General features: G+C 70.6%; 17 protein-coding genes. 6 read left to right on the top strand and 11 right to left on the bottom strand.

The window, feature by feature from the left end:
• Together ADK67_RS47430 and ADK67_RS47435 are read right to left on the bottom strand one after the other, a co-directional pair.
• Window positions 1-153: flavin reductase family protein (locus ADK67_RS47430; protein WP_197289952.1), on the bottom strand; the 153-nt coding region annotated here is incomplete at its 3' end.
• Window positions 150-698: an NADPH-dependent FMN reductase gene (locus ADK67_RS47435; RefSeq protein ID WP_053723216.1), complete on the bottom strand. Its 549-nt coding sequence runs from the start codon at window positions 696-698 to the stop codon at window positions 150-152. The genes ADK67_RS47435 and ADK67_RS47430, both read right to left, overlap by 4 nt.
• A 367-nt stretch (window positions 699-1,065) precedes the next feature.
• Between ADK67_RS47435 and ADK67_RS47440 the strand changes: the two genes are divergently transcribed.
• Together ADK67_RS47440 and ADK67_RS47445 are read left to right on the top strand one after the other, a co-directional pair.
• Window positions 1,066-1,629 (top strand): papain-like cysteine protease family protein, encoded by a 564-nt coding sequence (locus tag ADK67_RS47440; RefSeq protein WP_053723217.1) that lies wholly within the window; start codon window positions 1,066-1,068, stop codon window positions 1,627-1,629.
• Window positions 1,630-1,639: 10 nt separating this feature from the next.
• Entirely contained in the window at window positions 1,640-2,506 is an 867-nt protein-coding gene (locus ADK67_RS47445) for an LPXTG cell wall anchor domain-containing protein (protein WP_053723218.1), read from the top strand.
• Between the two features lie 60 nt (window positions 2,507-2,566).
• Here the strand turns inward: ADK67_RS47445 and ADK67_RS47450 are convergent, their stop codons facing one another.
• The 4 genes from ADK67_RS47450 to ADK67_RS47465 all read right to left on the bottom strand — a co-directional run bounded on the left by ADK67_RS47450 (window position 2,567) and on the right by ADK67_RS47465 (window position 6,819).
• Window positions 2,567-3,154, bottom strand: coding sequence for a DUF1349 domain-containing protein (locus tag ADK67_RS47450; protein WP_063797961.1), 588 nt, complete (start codon window positions 3,152-3,154; stop codon window positions 2,567-2,569).
• Window positions 3,155-3,422: 268 nt separating this feature from the next.
• Window positions 3,423-3,917, bottom strand: a complete 495-nt coding sequence (locus ADK67_RS47455) for a hypothetical protein (protein ID WP_231648713.1) — start codon at window positions 3,915-3,917, stop codon at window positions 3,423-3,425.
• A 403-nt stretch (window positions 3,918-4,320) separates the two neighbouring features.
• Window positions 4,321-5,580: a tetratricopeptide repeat protein gene (locus tag ADK67_RS47460; RefSeq protein WP_197289953.1), complete on the bottom strand. Its 1,260-nt coding sequence runs from the start codon at window positions 5,578-5,580 to the stop codon at window positions 4,321-4,323.
• A gap of 141 nt (window positions 5,581-5,721) precedes the next feature.
• Window positions 5,722-6,819: a calcium:proton antiporter gene (locus ADK67_RS47465; protein WP_053723243.1), complete on the bottom strand. Its 1,098-nt coding sequence runs from the start codon at window positions 6,817-6,819 to the stop codon at window positions 5,722-5,724.
• Between the two features lie 421 nt (window positions 6,820-7,240).
• On the opposite strand from ADK67_RS47465, the gene ADK67_RS47470 reads away from it, so the two are divergent.
• From ADK67_RS47470 to ADK67_RS47475, 3 genes are all read left to right on the top strand, one after another.
• Window positions 7,241-8,272, top strand: a complete 1,032-nt coding sequence (locus ADK67_RS47470) for a TerC/Alx family metal homeostasis membrane protein (protein ID WP_053723221.1) — start codon at window positions 7,241-7,243, stop codon at window positions 8,270-8,272.
• Window positions 8,269-8,391, top strand: coding sequence for a hypothetical protein (locus ADK67_RS55005; protein WP_269436196.1), 123 nt, complete (start codon window positions 8,269-8,271; stop codon window positions 8,389-8,391). The genes ADK67_RS47470 and ADK67_RS55005 overlap by 4 nt, the downstream gene beginning before the upstream one ends.
• Before the next feature lie 227 nt (window positions 8,392-8,618).
• A complete protein-coding gene (locus ADK67_RS47475) occupies window positions 8,619-9,254 on the top strand; it encodes a hypothetical protein (RefSeq protein ID WP_053723222.1) in 636 nt (211 codons plus the stop codon).
• Between the two features lie 116 nt (window positions 9,255-9,370).
• On the opposite strand, the gene ADK67_RS47480 is transcribed toward ADK67_RS47475, so the two are convergent.
• The 3 genes from ADK67_RS47480 to ADK67_RS47490 all read right to left on the bottom strand — a co-directional run bounded on the left by ADK67_RS47480 (window position 9,371) and on the right by ADK67_RS47490 (window position 12,309).
• Complete coding sequence (locus ADK67_RS47480) at window positions 9,371-9,808, bottom strand: hypothetical protein (protein WP_053723223.1); 438 nt, start codon at window positions 9,806-9,808, stop codon at window positions 9,371-9,373.
• 73 nt (window positions 9,809-9,881) lie between these two features.
• Window positions 9,882-10,880: a nucleoside hydrolase gene (locus ADK67_RS47485; RefSeq protein ID WP_197289954.1), complete on the bottom strand. Its 999-nt coding sequence runs from the start codon at window positions 10,878-10,880 to the stop codon at window positions 9,882-9,884.
• A gap of 94 nt (window positions 10,881-10,974) precedes the next feature.
• On the bottom strand, window positions 10,975-12,309 hold the full coding sequence (locus ADK67_RS47490; protein ID WP_053723225.1) for a hypothetical protein: 1,335 nt from the start codon (window positions 12,307-12,309) through the stop codon (window positions 10,975-10,977).
• Between the two features lie 127 nt (window positions 12,310-12,436).
• Here ADK67_RS47490 and ADK67_RS47495 point away from each other — a divergent pair, with 127 nt between their 5' ends.
• Window positions 12,437-13,171, top strand: coding sequence for an aminoglycoside phosphotransferase family protein (locus tag ADK67_RS47495; protein WP_053723226.1), 735 nt, complete (start codon window positions 12,437-12,439; stop codon window positions 13,169-13,171).
• 43 nt (window positions 13,172-13,214) lie between these two features.
• On the opposite strand, the gene ADK67_RS47500 is transcribed toward ADK67_RS47495, so the two are convergent.
• A complete protein-coding gene (locus ADK67_RS47500) occupies window positions 13,215-13,523 on the bottom strand; it encodes a transcriptional regulator (RefSeq protein ID WP_053723227.1) in 309 nt (102 codons plus the stop codon).
• A complete protein-coding gene (locus ADK67_RS47505) occupies window positions 13,520-14,356 on the bottom strand; it encodes a hypothetical protein (protein WP_053723228.1) in 837 nt (278 codons plus the stop codon). Before ADK67_RS47505 ends, ADK67_RS47500 begins: the two co-directional genes overlap by 4 nt.
• Window positions 14,357-14,443: the final 87 nt, after the last annotated feature.

Below are 14,443 nucleotides of genomic sequence, written 5' to 3' on the forward strand. Positions count from 1 at the left end.
GCCCTCGCCGATCCACACCACGATCAGCGGCGGGTCCATGCTCGCCGACGTGAACGAGCTGACCGTCACGCCCACCGGGCCGTCCGGGCCCGTCGCGGTGACGATGCCGACCCCTTGCGGGAAGTCACGGAGTGCCATGCGGAGGTCCGTCATCGCGTCGCCCCCACCGGAGTGGTGAACCACCCTGCCTCGGCGAGCCGGTCACCCAGCGTGCCGATCAGCTGTTCCCGGTCGCCGGACAGAGACTCCTCGTTGACGAACACACCCCGGCCCGGCACCGAAGCGCCCAGCTCCGCCAGCAGCGGCTTCAGGTGGAGTTCCACGGCCAACGCGTGCTTGTCGGCGGCGGCGACCAGCAGCGGCACGGCGGCCTTGCCGCGCAACCAGCCACCCGGCGCCTGGTCGAGGATCGCCTTGAGCAGACCCGTGTACGTCGCCTTGTACGTCGGCGACGCCACCACCAGCACATCGGCCGTCGACAGCCGGTCCAACGCCTCCCGCACGGCCGTCGAACCGGGCTCGAACACCGAAGGCGCGAGATCCGCCGCGTCCACCAGCGGCCCGCCGGGCGCCACCGCCACCCCCTGCGCGCTCAAGGCGTGGCGGACCGCTTCGCGCAGGGCGAGCGCCGCGTTCAACGTGCGGGACGCCGGGCGGGGGTTGCCGACCAGGACGCCGATGACGAGTGGCTGGGTCATGCACCGAGCATTCCAACGCCACCGACGCCCTTCAAGGTCGTCCACCCTGCGGGATTCCCGCTGCGGCCGACGGAAATCAGGGACGTTGCGCAACACTCCCGGTCGACGGGCGCCTCACCGTCCGGGGCCGGCGTCCTCCCCTGGTCATCGCCAACCACCCGCCAGTAGTGGCCGGCCACGCCATCGAGTGAACCCTGCCCCGCGCTCGGTCCGCGAGAACCCCCGCCGACCCCGGTTCCACGGCCGAACAGGAATCTTCACTCATACGAGCGTATTCCGGCTTTTCCCCTGTGTGGCAACGACTTTTCGCGCTGTCATATCCCTACGGACAGCCTGGCACTCGTCGTGCGCACGGGAAGGCAGGAAGATGGGCAGAGGGAAGTTCGCGACCGCGTTGTCGGCCATCGCGCTGACGGCCTGCGGATTGCTCGTGGCCGCCGGAGGCACGGCCCACGCGGAAGCGGGATACGACGACATCGCCATGTACAAGCAGGAGAAGACCCAGTGGTGCTGGGTCGCCTCCGGCCTGACGATCGCCAAGTACCAGGGCTACGGCAGCACGCAGGCGGACTTCTGCACCCGGGCCAAGCCCTACTACGGCTGCGACAACCAGCCCGCCACGCTCGACGACATGGCCAGGGCGTGGGGCAGCCTCGGCATGGCGCACACCGGCTCGGGCCTGGCCAGCGCGGCGTCGTTCAACCAGGTCTACACCGACGTGAAGGCAGCCCGTCCGCTCGGCGCGCGCATCGGGTGGACCTCCGGCGGCGGCCACATGAACGTGATCTACGGCTTCGACACCTCGAACAACACCATCGGCGTGGCCGACCCGTGGCCGGACACCACCACCTACACGTGGTGGAACTACAGCGACTACGTAAACAACAGCTCGTTCAAGTGGACCCACTCCCGGATCGGCATCTCCCGTTAAGGCAGGCGACATGCGCGAAACAACGACGTCCGGCGCGCGAGCGGCCTCACGCTTCTCCCGCCTGGCCACCGTCCTGGCGCTGGGCGCGTCCGCACTCCTGTGCTTCACCGGCCCCGCCCAAGCCGCCCCTGCCCAGGATCCGCTGCCCGTGGACATCCCCGACTACCAGGCCGCCCTCGCCGCCGTGAAGTCGAAGGCCGTGCTCGACGCCGTCTGCCGCTTCCTGAGCGTGCCGGTGCCCCAGGGCGGTTCGGACACACCGCAGGCGATCCCGGACAAGGCCGAGCCGTGCGAGGGCTTGCCCACCTTCACCATCAAGGACCCGTTGGCGGTCAACGAGATCACGCCGGGCTTCGTCGCCGGCACGTCCCAGCCCATCCCCACCGAGGCGGTCAAGCTGAGCCGCCTGGTGTCGTCGCTGAGCATCACCGTCAACGACCGCCAGGCCACCGTCATGCTCGCACCCACCCAGGGCGGCGGCTGGCACCTGGCGGCGGTGCGCGAGGGCGACAGCGACGCCACCTTCGCCGGCCAGGCCACCCCGGGGAGCCTGGTGTTCGCCGAACCGCAGATCCGAGCCTGGTACCAGCTGACGCTCCTCACCGTCACGCCACTCAACGACCAGGCCCGCCAAGGCCTGAACGGGCGGTCGTCGATGTCGCTGAGCGAGTACCAGCAGGTCGTCAAGGCCCGTTACGCCGACAAGCTGGCCGGATCGGAGTACGACACCAAGGGCTTCTCCAGCGGCTACAGCACCGCGAGCACGGAGGACGCGTCGTCCTCCACACCGCTGATCGTCGGCGGTTCGAGCGCGGCGCTCCTGCTCGCGGGCGGCGCCTTCCTGCTCTACCGCCGCCGGCGCGACACCACCGACTGAACCGGCCTCGCCCCGATCCCCGCCGGGGATCGGGGCGCGACCACGCCCGGAACGACTCGCCTAACGGCCGTCGAACAGGTGGGCCAGTCGGCTCGCCTCGAGTCGAACCTGGTCGAAGACCACCTCACAGCCGTCGCCCACCGGCGACTGGACCTCCAACCCGACGCGCACCGGGCCGTCCAGGGTGAACTGCCGCTGCAACCGCCACGTCACGCCGTCGTGCGACGAGTGGAAGGCGTACCCGCCGTCGAGGCTGCTGATCCGCAACCACGCGCTGCTGCCGCCGACGGCCGCGCCCACGGCGTCGTCGGACCGGCCGTCACGCGTGACCACCGAGAAGATCGACGGCGTGCCGCCGGGCGCCAGCTCCAGGTTCAACTTGGCCCACGTGCGGTCGTCGCGCCAGAGCAGCAACGCGCCGGCGTCCCAGTCCGCGTGGAAGTCGACCCGCACGCGCGCCCGCAACTGCCAGTCGCCGCTCGGCGGTTCGGTGAGCGCCCGCGCGGCGTCCTCCTTGACGTGCGAGCCGATCGGGCTGCGGAAGATGTCGGTCCGCGCAGCCGCGACCGCCGTCAGCGCCTCGTCGGCGACTTCCCACTTCGCGGGTGACACGTCCCAGTCGAACGACGACGGGCCAAGCGTGAACACGAAGAACCTCCGGCGTTGTCGGTCCGCAGATCATGCCGGAGCCGCGCGCCGCCACCCACGGGCCGTGCCGGAACTCACAGGGCTGCGGCCCTGTGCCGAAACCCGGGATGACGGAGCCGAAGCGGACCGACACGACCTGCGTGCCGCGACCGGCCCACCCCACCTCGGCGGTTCACCCGAATGTCGAGTCGTCGCCCGCAGACGAGGTCGAGCTGCGCTGAACCACGTCGTTCACGCCGGCGGGTGTGGCGGCACCCGCCGGCCCCGATCACGGCGTCGCGGTCGCGCAGGGCGTGGTCGGTGTGGTGGTGGTCGTCTGCGTCGGCGTCGTGATCGGCGGACCCGCGGACGCCAGGCGGGTGCCGGAGCAGTACTGCGACTCGACCGCGCGGTCGCTGGAGTCGCCGTGAGCGAAGATCAGGTACTCGGTGCCCACGGTGAGCCTGATGCCGCACGCCGCACCGCTGGTCGACGTGAGGATGTCGACCTTGCGTGGCACGTCGCCCTTGTACTCCACCCCGGACGTCACCCGGTAGCGGTACTGGTCGTCGGACGAGGAGTCCGGGTTGTTGACCTCCAGCGTCTCGCTGAGGACGACACCGACGAACACGTGGTCCGCCCGCAGGAAGGCCGCGGCCTCCCCTTGGCCGGAACCCGGGTAGCAGCTGCACGCGGTCGCCGAGCCGGCGAACGCGGCGGTCAGCAGACCGGCCGCCATCACGACCGCGGCGGTGACATGCGCGAGTAATCGTAGACGTGCCAAGGCAATCCCCCTCGTGGGTGGTGGACGCGGCGGCGCACCGACCAGGCTACTGGCCAGGCGCGGCACGAACCAACGTCCGGCCCGCCGTCCCCTCGATCCTGCCTGGTAGTCCCGGTACCGTTGATCTCGGCCGCACGACGACGGCCACGTCCGCGTCGGGGAGGCCACACGGCCATGCCACCGGGTGAGGGTTCCGTGCCGCCGGAAGGCGTGCCACCCGACGCGATCAGAGCTACGTGGGCTGGTTGGAAGGACCGTGGCCGTTCGTCGCCACGTTCCGCGGTCCGGACGGCGTCGTCCGCACGGAGGTCGACCTCTCCCTCGACAAACTCTTGACCCAAGCCATCACGTGGTGCACCGACCGCTGACCCCCTCGCCCGGCCCCGGCCGGTCCGCGGCGGCGTCAGAACGGGGGTTCGGTGGAGGAAGTGCCCGTCCAGACCGGCACGACCGGCTCGGGCTCGCGCTGCTGGAGGACCGCCACCGCGTCCTTGATCCGGCCGAGGTCGATGAGGTGGCCTGCCAGCAGGCCGGAGTTGGCGGGGGCGTGTGCTGCCAGGACCGCGACGGCCTCCTCGGTCCGACCGGTCTCGGCCAGAAGGTCGGAGATGGTCCAGGCCGCGTACCAGGTGTCGCCCTCGGGGTGCAGGCGCGCCTGCTCGAGTGCTTCGTCGAGCAAGCCGCAGTCGGCCATGAGCCGAAGCCGCATCCTGAAGAAGTCCCACTCCTCCTCGCCGTCACGGCGTGCCTTGAGGACGTCGAGGTGGACCAGGCCGTCCCGAGCGCGGCCATGGTCGGCGTACAGGGTGCACAGCGTGTCGACGATCCAGTCGTCCGCGCCACCGGGAGAGTCCGCGAGCACGCGCATCACGTCGATCGCCTCGTCGCCCCGGCCGTGACGGGCCAGCAGCTGCGCCAGGTGGACCGAACCGTGAGTCTGACGGACCGGTGAGTCGCCCGGCTGCCGGTACACGGCGATCGCGCCCTCCACGTCACCGCGCTCCTCCAACACCTCGGCCAGGCGCCGCGCGGCGTGCCCGAGGTACTCGGACGCCGCGTACTCACGCAGTTCCTCGATCCGGTCATGCCTCGCCAGCAGGTCGGCCAACTGGTCGTGGTTGTTCACGGAGGTGATGTGCTGCCGGGTGCGCAGCAGGGCGATCGCTTCGTCGACACGGCCCTGGCGCTCGCGGATCGTCGCGACCAGGCTGATGACCGTGTCCGGATCGAGGCCGCCGCAGCACCAAGGACCGTCGCAACGATGCCCGGCCGGAATCCGCGCGGTCAGCAGCGCGGCGATCTCCTCGTCCCTGCCCGCACCCTCGGCAACCTCCACCAGAGCAGTGGCGAGGAACCAGTCTTCGATCCCGGCGCTCAGCGACTCGATCGCCTCGTCCCGGCGCCCGTGCCGGGCCAGCAGCCGCCCGAAGAACTCCAGCGGGAGCCCGACGACCTCCGCGTACGGCCGGGCCAGGGCGATCGCCTCCTCGGCCCGCCCCCAGCTCTCCAGCAGTTCCGCCTGGGCCCGGGCGGCCGGCCACCAGCCCGTGGCGACGTACGGAGCGAGCACCTCCAACGCCTCGGCCTGCCGCCCTTGGACACCGAGCACCCGTGACCACTCACGCGCGCAGAACCAGTCCCCCCGGCCGGCCTGAAGCTCCACTTCGTCCCCATGGCCGAGCTCAAGAAGCCGGGAGACCAGGAGCGGAGGAATGCAGCCGGACAAGGTCCGGACCTGGCGGTCGAGATCAGCGGCCTTCACGGCGGTGGATCCTAGTGCCGCCCGTGCTCGGTGCCCCGCGCGTCACGGGTTGATGGCGAGGAACAGGAACGCGGCCAGCAGCACCAGGTGCACGCCGCCCTGAAGCCGCGTGGCCCTCCCCGGCACGACGGTCAGCACGCTCACCACGATGGTGAGCACCAGCAGCACCGTCTGCGTCGCACCCAGGCCGAGCACCAGCGGGCCGTCCAGCCAGATGGTCGCGAGCGCGATCGTCGGGATGGTGAGGCCGATGCTCGCCATGGCGGAGCCGTAACCCAGGTTGAGGCTGGTCTGGACGCGTTCACGCAGCGCGGCGCGGGCGGCGGCGATCGTTTCCGGCAGCAGCACCAGCAGCGCGATCACGACGCCGACGAACGACTGCGGGAACCCGGCGGCCCGCACGCCCGCCTCGATCGCCGGCGACTCGACCTTCGCCAGGCCCACCACGGCGACCAGCGCGACGAGGAGCAGCGCGAGGCTCGCCCACGTCTCGCGACCGCTCGGCGTCGGGGCGTGCTCCTCGGACTCGACCACGCCGTCGGCGGTGACCGAGATGAAGAAGTCGCGGTGCCGGACGGTCTGGGCGAACACGAACAGCCCGTACAGGGCGAGCGACGCGAGTGCGGCGAACGTGAGCTGGGCGGGTGAGAACTCCGGCCCCGGCTGGCTCGTGGTGAACGTCGGCAGCACGAGGCTCAGCGTCGCGAGCGTGGCCACGGTGGCGAGCGCGGCACCGCTGCCCTCGGGGTTGAACAGCGTGACGCCGTAGCGCAGGGCACCCAGCAGCAACGAGATGCCGACGATGCCGTTGGTCGTGATCATGACCGCCGCGAACACGGTGTCGCGGGCCAGGGACGCGGTCTCCGGCCCGCCGGACGCCATCAGCGTGACGATGAGCGCCACCTCGATCACGGTCACCGCCACCGCGAGCACCAGTGAACCGAACGGCTCCCCCACGCGCAGCGCCACGACCTCCGCGTGGTGCACCGCGGCGAGCACCGTGGCGGCGAGGACGACGGCCACCAGTGCCACCAGGAAGGCGCCGGGGACACGGCCCCACGTCACGACGAGCACGACGACGCTGAGCAGCGGCGCGATCGTCGTCCAGGTCAGCAGCGAGGAGCGGGCGGTGGCGACCATGATCTCCACTTTTGCACACCGCCCGTGACGCCGCCCATCAGCGGGAACGCATTTCACGCGGGCTGATCGGAATTCAGGAAGAGACTCAGGAATATGCCACTGCACACGAACGCGGCCTGCACCGCATCCCGAATCCCAAGGCCAGGGACCTGCGCGACAACTGCTGAGAGTGGCCGTCAGCTACCCGGTCGCGCCGGTCGGGCGGTGGCAGCTTTTGTCGCCAGAGTGCCGATATCCGATCGAGCCACATCCCGCTTGACCGGGTCTTTACCGGTGACCGGTGCTGCCTGATACTGAGCGTCGAGGGGAGTACTTCCCAAGCGCCCACCCGGTCAGTACGGGCACCTCGATCGCTGCCCCCGGGAGGCCGCCCCCGCCGGGGTGAAGGAGACCTCGAACATCGACTGTTCGGGGAGGTCCGATGCCCCTGTCAGCGGCGGTGCCGGCGGGCCCGGTGGACTCCATCGGGTCGACGGGCCTGTGGTCGGTCAGCCTCGCCGCCCTGGTCGCGCTGCTGGTCGCCGATTTCGTGGTCACCCATCGCCCGCACGAGGTGTCGGTGCGGGAAGCCGTCGGGTGGTCGGTGTTCTACCTGACGCTGCCGGTGGTGTTCGGGTTCTGGCTGTGGCACGCGTTCGGGACCGACCGGGCGCTGGAGTTCATGACCGGGTTCGTGGTCGAGAAGTCCCTGTCCGTGGACAACCTGTTCGTGTTCATGCTGCTGCTCGCCGCCTTCGCCGTCCCCTCCGACGTCCAGCAACGCGTCCTGCTCTACGGCATCGTCGGAGCCCTGGTGCTGCGCGGCGTGTTCATCGCGGCCGGCGCGGCGATGCTGGCCGCCGGCACGTGGGCATTTCTCGTGTTCGGGCTCGTCCTGTTCGCGTCGGCGGTGAAGATCCTCCACGAAGCACTGACCGGCATCGTCGTCGAGCGTGACGTCTGCCGGATGCGGTCGGTGCGACTGCTGCGCAGGCTGATGCCGGTCACCGACCACTACTGCGGCGCCCGCCTCACCGTCCACGAGAACGGACGACGCGCGCTCACGCCGTTGGCGGTCGCGGTGGTGGCGGTGTTCGCCACCGACGTGGTGTTCGCCGTCGACTCCGTGCCCGCGGTCTACGGCATCACCGACGACCCCTACCTGGTGTTTGCCACCAACGCGTTCGCCCTGCTCGGCCTGCGCGCCCTCTACTTCGTGCTGCACACCGCGCTGGCCAAGCTCGTCCACCTCAACCACGGCCTGGCGATCATCCTCGCCTTCATCGGCGCGAAGCTCGTCCTGCACTGGGCGCACGGCATCTGGCCGGCCGTGCCCGAGATCCCCACCCCGGTCTCACTGGTGATGATCATCGGCGTCCTCGCCACCGTCACGCTCACCAGCAGGCACTCCCGACGCCGTGCCGGGATCCTCATCCGCCGGCCGGCCGGGAAAGCCACCACACCCCTGGAATGACCATGCTCTTCGAGTGGCTCTTCGACGTCCTGATCACCACCGTCATCACCGTGCTCGTCCTCGCCTCACTGGTGATCACCTGCGCCGCGCTGAACCCACCACGCGGACCACATGCCTGACAGGGTCCGCTGTCCCGACATTCCGGTGTGTACTCGACCGCCCGCGCAGCGACCTCTTTCGAGTGATACCAAGACAGTTCGAGCACGGACCGACACCTCCCACGCCCCCTCACGCTACGCGCCGCCACTATCAGGTGAGGGCCGTTCCCGCCCGTTCAACCCGGGATTACCGTGGGCCCCAGGACCGACGCAGCCGGCCCCGCACCAGCAGGACAGGAGGCCCAGCAATGTCCACAGCGGAACAGAATGCCGCAGTCGCACCCCCGATCGGCGCCGACTTCACGCTGACCGTGGTCAACCAGTCCGACGCCCAGGCGAACACCATGATCTTCCCCGTCGCGAAGGCCGGCGCGCAGGGGTCCACCGTGGTGTGGCAGTCGTTCTCCCTGCCACCCGGCGACCGGCACACCGTCAACTGGCAGTACAGCCTGAACTTCGTGCGCGGCGGGCTCGGGCAGCTCGGACCGGGGCAGAACTACGAGCCGCTCCAGGTCGTCGACGCGGTGCCGGACGAGTCCAACCAGATCACCCTCGCCCTGGTGAACGGGGAACTGACCCTCACCGACCCGCGCCCCGGACCGCCCGGGACCCTCCTGGTTGTCCAGGACCCGAGCGTGCCGGCGAACGCGGGCAACGCGGGCGTGGGCATCAGCGGCTTCGGCACGTTCGTCGCGCCCGCCCAACCGGGCAGCGAGCAGTCCTACGGCTACACGCCCCAGCTGTGCATCGGCACGGGCACGTTCACCGCGGGCCAGATCATGAGCACCATGGGCATCAACACGCAGGCCCCGCTGAACTTCCCCGCCGGCGTGACCACGGCGACCGCGACGTTCGACGGCACCGACTGGAACGTCACCTACTAGACGTCGCGGTGACAGTTCAGTCACCACTGAAGTAATTGCGTTGATTACGAACCCCGGCCGCCGCCGGAGCGTCGATGGCGCGCCGGTCGGCGGTCGGGGATCGATTCGGCGAGGGGTCAGTCCCGCCAGTGGTGCTGCGGCCTGCTGCACACCTGGTACTCGGTGCCGTGCCAGCAGACCGTGACCTTGGTCCGGTCGAACCCGCCCACCAGGTCGGGATTGCCCAGGGTGATCGGGAAGCCGCGGGTGCCGCTGGACACCGACCGGGTGTCGCTGTCGATCTTGGTCGAGCCGGCGTACGCCTCGAAGTAGGCCGTCACGAACCCGCTCGCGTACTCGTTGGCCACGGTGCCGCTGATGCTCGCGGTCCGGTTTCCCCAGACGATCCAGCCGTGGGTGTAGCCGTAACAGCCGGCGTCGTCGGGCACGCACAGGCTGAAGAAGTCGTCCGCCCAGGCGGACTCGGCCTTGGCCGACGCCGCGGGGACGCCGACCACCGCCCCCAGGGTCAGTGCCAGTGCGACGGCCGCGGCCGCGCGTCGAATGCTGATCATGCGGTTCTCCTCGTTCGCGGGACCTCCAGTGCCGGTCCCGCCCCGAAGCATCACGAGGGGTTCTAACAAGTCGCTAACAGGCGGGCGGGCCCGCGACGGCACCGAGCGCCTCGCCGATGCGGTCCAGGACCGCGTCCGCGTCGACCGTCATCGCGATGCGCACCGGCGGCCTGCCCTGAGGACCGGGATCGACCGGTGTCACGTAGCCGCGGAGGTCCACCAGGGTGGCGCCGTAGGTGTACCTGCCCTCCAGCTCCACCACGACGGGGTGCTCCTCGTACCCCGCGAGGTCCGGTTCGAGCATCAGGACAGCGGCCACCGGGTCGTGCAGGACGCACCCACGACCGCCCCGGCGGTGCCCCTCGATGTCGCTGTAGACCCCGACGTAGTGCTCGATCACCGCGAGCGCGTAGTCGGCGAGGGGCACCTTGGCCTCGGCGACCCGCGCCAACCACCGCTCACCCGCCCACGTCGACTGGGTCGCGTCCAACGGCACGACGGTGAGCGGGAACCCGGCGGCGAGGACTTGGTCGGCGGCGATCGCGTCGTGCAGCGTGTTCGCGTCGGCGTGCGCGGTCAGGTTGCCCGGCACCCTGATCCGAGCGCCCATCCACACGACCTCGCGCAGCAACGAGGGAAGCTCCGGCTCGATCCCCAACGCCAGCGCCACGTTGGTCAACGGCCCCAACGCCAGCAACGACACCTCACCGGGGTGCTCCCGGGCGATCGCGACCAACTGCTCCGCCGCGCTGCCCACGACCGGCCGCCGCTCGGTCGCGGGACCGGCGGCGCCGCCCAACCCGTCGTGGCCGTGCACGAACTCGGCCGTGCCCAAGCGGTCACCGCGCAGCGGGCCGTCCGCGCCCACCGCGACCGGCACGTCCCCCAGGCCGCACGCCTGCAGCACCCGCAGCGCGTTGTCCGCCGCCTGAGGCGCCGACACGTTGCCGTAGACCGACCCGACGCCCAAGACCTCGACCCGACCACGGGCCGCGTACCCGCTCAGCACCAGCAGCGCCACCGCGTCGTCGGCGCCGGGATCGGTGTCGACCACCAGCTTCCTGGGCTCCACGTCCACTCCCCCGCACACCCGACAACGTCACCACCAGGCTGTCACACGACGACACACCGTGATCATCCGCGCGATCGACCATCCACCCGTCGTGTCACCTGGTCAGGGGTGCGGGGTGGTGGCGGACGAAGCCCGGCTCCGCGGTGCCCGACTCGTTCACCGTCCAGTCGAACAGGAACCTCAGCTCCGGACCGTGACGGCCGGCGGCGGCGTTCAACCGGTTCGGCGCGGTGGTCGGCCACCGTCCGGTCTCGACCCGGTCCACCAGCACTCCCAACGCGACCAGCTCCTCGGCCGCCGTGTGCGTGCAGTGCCCGCCGCGGTCCACGTACAGCTGCCGCAGCCGCGAAGGGTCGACCTGCTCGGCGTAAGCGCGCTCGTGCCCGGTCGCCACGACGTCGCCGACCGGGTGCAGCGTGACGACGGGGGCCGTCCCGCGGCCGGTCGGCGAGCCGTAGCGGGTCAGCCACCGCACGGCGGGAGCGTCCGGGGTGATGCGCGGCGCGGCGGCCAGCCGGTCCAGGTCCGCCGACAGGTCCAGCCCCGCGTCCCGGTACGCCTGCCGCGCCAGGTCCCGTTCGGCGGAACGTCGGAGCAGGTCGCGGTAGTCGACGCCGACGTTGCCGCTGGGGTTGCCGCCCGCCCGCGCCTCGATGTCGGCCCGCTTCGTGCCCCACGCCAGCGCCAGCACGATGGTCTCGTCGTACTTCGCCTGCTGGCCGACCTGCTCGGCGACGTCGGTCGACCGCGGCTGCAACGAACGCGACCAGCCCGGCACGCTCGCGAACGCGTTGGCCAACGCCAGGCGAGCCCGCCCCTCCGGGGTGCTCTTCGCCGCGCGCAGCACCTCCGCCGCCTTGGCCTCGTTGGCGATCGGATCGGTCAGCCGCACCACCTCCAACTCCGGTGCGAGCAGCGTCCGCACGGTGAAGGCCAGGTCCAGCAGTTGGTCGAACAGCGCGCCACCACCGCCGACCGGGCCGCACATCGCGAGCACGCCGTCGATCCGGTGCGGGTCGTGCTCGGCCAGCAGCACGGACGTCAGCCCACCGCCGGACTCACCCCACGTCAGCACCCGGCGCGGCGTGCCCACGTTGGCGTGGAACCAGTCCAGCAGCGCCGTCTGGTCGCGTAACGCGTCGGGGACGGAGTAGCCGTGCGGGTTGGCGTACTGCGACGCGGCCAAGGCGTAGCCCTCGGCGAGCAGGGGCGCTTTCGCCTGGGGCTGGTTGGTCAAGTCCACCTCCGCGGGTGTGTACCCGAACGAGTAGAAGCCGTGGTTGTAGAGCAGCACCGTGCCGTTCCAGTCGGGCGGCACCTCGACGCGGTAGGGAGCGCCGTTGATGACGCCGGTGTGGACGCGCACGTCCTCGGTAGGCGCGGCACCGGCGAAGGCCAGTGCGGCGACAAGTGTTCCGGTGAGCAACATGGCGCTGATGCTCTCCGTCGGACGACCAGCGCGGCATCCACCCGAGAGCGCGCCCCGCACGTACGCCTGGCGACGTAGCCTCTTCCAGATCGGACGCCACCGACGCGCGGAAGGAGGCCAGCGAGACGTGACCGACTCACCTGACGCCGAAGTCCTTCTGACGGGAGGACGAATCACGCCGGGCGTCGTTCGCGTCGGGGACACGGTCCGACGGCCCACCACGGCCTCATCAGCCTTCGTCGCCGAACTTCTCGCACACCTCGAGCAACTCCGGTTCACCGGCGCACCGCGCTACCTCGGGCTCGACGAGGCCGGCCGCGACACCTTCAGCTACCTGCCCGGCTGGGTACCGGCCAAGTTCCGGCGCTGGACCGACACCCAGGTCGCCGCAGGGGGAGCACTCCTCCGCTCGCTGCACGACGCGACCCGCGACAGCGACCTCACCGGCGGACGTCCCGTCGTCTGCCACCACGACCCCGGCCCGAACAACACCGTCTTCCGGCACGGCCGACCGGTCGCCTTCATCGACTTCGACACCGCCGCGCCCGGTGACCCTCTCGAAGACCTCGGGTACGTGGCCTGGACGTGGTGCGTCTCCTCGAAGACGACCGCACCTCCCGCCGCCGCCCAAGCCGCCCAGGTGAGAATCCTCGCGGACGCCTACGGCCTCACCGCCGCCGACCGGACCGACGTCGTCACCGCGATGCTCGACCGCCAGTCCCGCAACGCGCGCTGGTGGGCAGACCGCCTGACCGACCACAGTGCCGACGCCGAGCAGATCACCTCCCGCATCGCGTGGTCCGAGCGTGAACACGCCTACACCCGCGCCAACCACGCCACCTTCGCTGCGGCTTTGCGATGACGTTCAGCTGCACGTCGGCGCGCACGAACCCGCCGTTGCGGCTCTACGTTTGGTCGTGCCGCGCGAGCAGGGCTCGCAGCACCGCCATCTCCGCGGCGAGCGCCTCGCGGCCCGCCGCGGTGACGCTCAGCCACGTCTTCGCGCGCTTCCCGTCGTAGCCCTTCTCGACCTCCAGCAGCCCGGCCTCTTCGAGCACCGTGACGTGCCGGGACAGGTTGCCCGCGGTGAGTTCCAGAATGGATTTGAGGTACCCGAACTCGACCCTCTTGACCTCGGCCGCGATCGTCAGGATCCCCAGCCGATGCCGCTGGTGGACGGTGTCGTCCAGGCCCGACGTGGGGTGCTCGGTCATGCCGGGACCGCGCCCCGCACCCGACGGGCGATGAGCCCACCGATCCCGCCGAGCACGAGGATCAGCGACGACGACAGCAGGTCAGCGAAGTCGATCAGCGCCCAGGGCCACAGGACCGAGCCGTAGACCCACGTCGACCACCCGTTCACGAACAGCGCCCAGGCGGCGAACAGCACGGCGAACGACGTGCACAGCGCACTGCGCTCCACCCACGCCAGACCGAGAACTCCCACCGCCACCACCAGCAACGGCCCGAACGGGAAGATCATCACCAGGTGGGCGACCAGGATCAGCGACAGGATCACGACCGCGGTCCGGAGCTTCCGCTTCGCGAGCAACGTCGCCACCAGGACCCCGACGACCAGCACCGACAGCGCGACCGGCCACCCCAGCGTGGAGAAGACCAGCCGGGTCGCCAACGGCACGCCCAACAGCGGAAAGGCCAGCACGAACACGGTCACCTGGACGTAGAGCCGCGTCGAGGTCTCCACGCCGACCTTCGCCGCGCGCCACCGGTACCACCACACCGTCGCCAGGAACCCGACCGTCAGCGCGGCCATCCAGTAGAAGTCCTTCCACAGCGACGGGTGGTCGCCGGAGGGGAACGCCTTCGACGCCTGCCCCGTCGGGTGCAACCAGTGCCAGAGCGCGGGCAGCTCGTTCGCCGACCAGGAGCAGCCCAGCTCGCACCGCGCCGGCAGGTACCACGGGATCGCCGCCGCGACGATCACCCCGAACAGCAGGAACGGGAACCAGTAACCGTGCCGGTCGCGACGGGCACGCCGCCGCAACGCCGACAGTTCGTCGAGCAGGTGCCTCGGATCAGTCGCCACCGCACAACCCCCAACCGCTCGCTGATGCAATCGAGTTTGCACTGCAAACCTGACAGCGTCAACCGCGCCCGCGAACCCGTGCCCGAA

The sequence above is a fragment of the Saccharothrix sp. NRRL B-16348 genome (assembly GCF_001280085.1).
GTDB lineage: Bacteria > Actinomycetota > Actinomycetes > Mycobacteriales > Pseudonocardiaceae > Actinosynnema.